The sequence below is a fragment of the Nocardia sp. 2TAF39 genome, from assembly GCF_052114905.1.
GTDB lineage: Bacteria > Actinomycetota > Actinomycetes > Mycobacteriales > Mycobacteriaceae > Nocardia.
This window is the reverse complement of record NZ_JBFRFQ010000113.1, coordinates 1-3,839: the sequence shown is the minus strand read 5'-3', so window position 1 is coordinate 3,839 and position 3,839 is coordinate 1. Positions and strand designations below refer to the sequence as shown.

General features: G+C 67.6%; 4 protein-coding genes. 1 reads left to right on the top strand and 3 read right to left on the bottom strand.

The annotated features are described in order from the left end of the window. Window positions 1-183: 183 nt before the first annotated feature. Together AB4Z47_RS30495 and AB4Z47_RS30490 are read right to left on the bottom strand one after the other, a co-directional pair. Complete coding sequence (locus AB4Z47_RS30495) at window positions 184-1,182, bottom strand: IS4 family transposase (protein ID WP_441956147.1); 999 nt, start codon at window positions 1,180-1,182, stop codon at window positions 184-186. Between the two features lie 44 nt (window positions 1,183-1,226). Beyond that, window positions 1,227-2,084: a helix-turn-helix transcriptional regulator gene (locus AB4Z47_RS30490; protein ID WP_441956145.1), complete on the bottom strand. Its 858-nt coding sequence runs from the start codon at window positions 2,082-2,084 to the stop codon at window positions 1,227-1,229. Between the two features lie 100 nt (window positions 2,085-2,184). Between AB4Z47_RS30490 and AB4Z47_RS30485 the strand changes: the two genes are divergently transcribed. Then, window positions 2,185-2,904, top strand: a complete 720-nt coding sequence (locus AB4Z47_RS30485; RefSeq protein ID WP_441956143.1) for an SDR family NAD(P)-dependent oxidoreductase — start codon at window positions 2,185-2,187, stop codon at window positions 2,902-2,904. Between the two features lie 157 nt (window positions 2,905-3,061). On the opposite strand, the gene AB4Z47_RS30480 is transcribed toward AB4Z47_RS30485, so the two are convergent. Further along, window positions 3,062-3,682 carry an HAD family hydrolase gene (locus tag AB4Z47_RS30480; RefSeq protein ID WP_441956141.1) on the bottom strand — a complete coding sequence of 207 codons (621 nt, stop codon included), beginning with the start codon at window positions 3,680-3,682 and terminating at the stop codon, window positions 3,062-3,064. Window positions 3,683-3,839 lie beyond the last annotated feature (157 nt).

Here is a 3,839-nt window from a genome sequence, read left to right as displayed (position 1 = left end):
TTGATTGTGAGTTTCGGGTCGTGAGTCGGTTGCGGGTGCTGGGTGTGATGGGTGCGTTTTGCTGCCCATTTGAGGATTTTGCGTTTGACGACGCGGGGGTTGGATCGTCTTCGGCGTGCCGGGTTGGTTCGGGTGAGCAGTTTCTCGATGGCGCGCTGCCACAGCGCGGCGGCGGCGTTTCGGTTACAAGGGGGGAAATGTGCTGTGGGACAAAGATCTACGGGTGATCCGGAGGGCTGCGGCGAAGGAGATCCGGTCAGGGTCGTGACCGCCGTGGGTAGCGGTGTCGAGCATGAGGGTGCGGATTGCGTAGTGGCAGCAGAGGTGGCCCCAGATTTCCTGCTGGACCAGGTCGGGGGATTTCGAGCGCAGGACCGCGCGTGGGCCGCGCTGGTGTGTTTTCAGTTCGTCGAAGGTGTTCTCGATTTCCCATCGCTGCGCGTAGGCCAAGGCGAGCTCGGTCGCGCTGGCTTGGTCGGGGTCGAGGATGGTGGTGAGCAGTCGGTACTGCTCGGGGTTGTCGCGTCCGTCGTCGAGGGTGTAGTCGATGACCCGCACGGTCAACGGTGTGGTCTTTCGCCGGTTCGGCCCCGAGGTGGGGACGATCCGCGCCAGCCACGACCCGTCGGCGAGGGTTTGCATGTGCTGTGGCCGCAGATTGGTTTTCACCCGCCACAGCAGGTCGGCGCCGGTGGCAGCGGCTTGTTTCCACAGCGTGAATCCGTAGAAGCCGCGATCGGCGAGCACCAGCATTCCAGGCACGAGCCGGCTCACCAGCTTGTGGGCCATCTCGGTTTCGGAGGTAGTACACGGGCCGGTGACCGCGTCGAATATCGCGTGTGTGCCGCATTCGGCCACCGCAACCAGGCGYGCTTGCGGGTAAGCGGATTTCTCGCCCCGGCTCGATGGCGGCCGGCCGAAGAATTCCGCGTTGGCCACCGTGTCCGCCAAGTCCACGCAGGTGCCGTCGATGGCCACCACACGGCGTCCGGCCAGCCAGGAACCAGGCGTCTCCACCCCGGCCACCGGACGMGCGACACGAAAGAACAGATCACGCACCGGCTCGTATCCCAGAACATCATCCACCACATCAGCAGGGAAAACCCTGGTCAACAACCCCACCGACACCAAATCCGACAGCCGACGATCCGACTCCGGCTTCACCCATCCACCACGAGGCACACCGACACAATACCGCCCCAGCCATTAACTGAACGGTATTGGGCCTAGCCGGCAGGATCCGCCACGGTGAACTGTTGGGTTCCGGTAACCCGGAGCAGATCCAGCGCCGAGGCTTCGTGACTGCCCGGGGCTGCGGAGTAGACGACCACGGCCTGGTCGGTGTCCGGGACCAGCAGGGTGTCGCATTCGAGCCGCAGCGGCCCGAACTCCGGGTGATCGACGGTCTTGCTCGCGTTGCGCCACTGCCCGGAGCGTCGCTCGTTCCACAGCTGCTCGAACCGCGGACTGCGGGAACGTAATTCGGAGATCAAGCGGAGCAGGCGGGGATCGTCGGGGTAGCGAGCGCGGGCGCCGCGCAGGCTCGCCACCGAGAATGCCGCGGCATAGTCGGCCTCGGCGGGCGTCATCGCGACCCGCCCACGATCGGTGCCGAGGAAACGCTGCCAGATGATGTTGCGCCGCCCGGGCGGCCAGGCGGTGAAGTCACCGAGCAGCGCAGTTGCCATCGAATTCCACGCCAGCACATCGGCTTTCGCCGACAACACCAGGGCAGGCAGATCCACCATTCGGTCCAGCAGGCGCAATACGCTCGGCCGGACGACCATTTCTATCCGGCCCTCCTGCGGTGGCGCCGCGCCCGCGAACTGGAAGAGCAGTGTGCGGTCCTCATCGTTCAGCCGTAGTGCGCGGGCAAGTGCGGCGAGCACCGAGCTGGACGGGCGGGGGCCACGCCCTTGCTCCAACCGCACCACGTAGTCCACGCTGACGCCCGCGAGTTGTGCGACTTCCTCGCGGCGCAGCCCGGGCACCTGTCGGCGCGAGCCCGCGGGCAGGCCGACGTCGCCCGGGCGCACCCGGTCGCGTGCCTGCCTGAGCAATGCGGCCAGCTCGGTTCGATCCACGGTCCGATCATGCCGCAGCCGGTCGAGGCCGGGGTGGGATCGCTGCTCCCAGGAGTTGGGGGCCCTGGCGCGCCGCGCGCGTGAACGCGATGCTCATGGCATGAGTGAGACGACAACGGCCCTGGTAACCGGGGCGAACAAGGGGCTGGGACGCGAAACAGTGCGCAGGCTCGCGGGCTTGGGCTGGCGGGTGTTCCTGGGCGCACGGGACGCGGAGCGGGGCAAGGAAGCTGCGACGGAACTCGCCGAAACGGGGCTGGATGTCGAGTTCGTCCAGCTGGACGTCACATCGGCCGCGTCGATCGCCGCCGCGGTGGAAGCGGTTGGGCAGCGCACGCCGCGACTGGACGTTCTGGTCAACAATGCGGGTATCGGCGGCACCCGCAAGACGCCGCAGGAGGTCGAGGCTGCCGACTTCCGTGCGGTGTTCGAGACCAATGTGTTCGGTCCGGTGCAGGTGACGAATGCGTTCCTGCCGCTGCTGCGCGTTGCCGCGCAACCCCGGATCGTGATGGTCTCCAGCGGCATCGGCTCACTGGCGCGAACCTCGGACCCGAGCTGGATCGAATCAACACTGCTCGGCCTGCCCTATCCGGCGTCGAAGACCGCGCTGAACATGATCACCTCGCAGTACTCGCGCGCCCTGCCGGGGATCCAGGTGAACGCGGCCGACCCCGGGTACACCGCGACAGACCTGAACGGACATTCTGGTTTCCAGACCGTCATCGAGGGGACCGACGCCATCATCCGGTTGGCCACGATCGGCCCTGACGGGCCGACGGGCACGTTCTTCGACCGCACCGGGCCGGTGCCGTGGTGAGCGGTCTCGGAGACGAGACCGCGAGGGTGCCCCTCGAACAGGGTCGTAATCTCGGCGTCGCGCAGATACTTTCCGCCGGGGCCCGTCGATGTAGGCGCATCCGCCGAGCACCTGCACCGCCCGGTACGCCGAGCGGAGCGCCGCCTCGGAGTGCTCGCTAGCCCGCGACGGCCGCGCCGAACTCCGCCGCGAGCCAGCCGGGGAACTCGGTCAGGTCCGCGAGCACCACGTCGGCGCCCGCCGTACGCAGCTCGTCGGCCGTGCACGGCCCGGTGGTGACGCCCACCGCGACAACGCCTGCGGCCCGTGCTCCGCGCATGTCGCCGACATGGTCGCCGACGAATAGATCCGCCCGCTGCTCACGCAACGCGGTCGCCTTGGCGGCCGACCAGAGATCACCCGCGAGATGGTCGATTCGCCAGCCGAGTTCGTCGATGTGCAGCCGGGCGAGCGGGGCGTGCTTGCCGGTGACGACGAGCACCCGCCCGTCGCGCGCCTGGATCGCGGCCAATGCGGCCTGCGCGCCGGGCATTGCGGGAATGCTGGACACGATGGCCGGATAGAGCGCGCGGTAGCGCGCGACCAGCGCGGGAACGAGTTCTTCTGGGGCCCCGGCTTCGACCAGCAGACTGGCCAGTGGCGGCCCGAGCCGGTCGGCGAACTCGGCGCCGGATAGTGGGAGACCGAATTCGGCGGCGACGGTGTCGATGGCCTGTGCGACACCGGGCCGCGAGTCGATCAGCGTCATATCGAGGTCGAATCCGACTGTCCAGGTCACCACTCGACCCTAGATGAGTTATTCCAAGGGGTTGGCGTGTATGGCGGGCCGGTCGCCCGTGTTGGTGGGTGACGGGTTGGTTGTCTGAGTAGCTCGGCTCCTGTGACCACCTACGATTGCTGGTGTGGGGCCAGCCTGAACCTGGCCCCACATCAGG

Bases quoted from the DNA above. Each gene is read 5' to 3' on its own strand.
- AB4Z47_RS30485 (WP_441956143.1), top strand. From the start codon at position 2,185: ATGAGTGAGACGACAACGGCCCTGGTAACCGGGGCGAACAAGGGGCTG.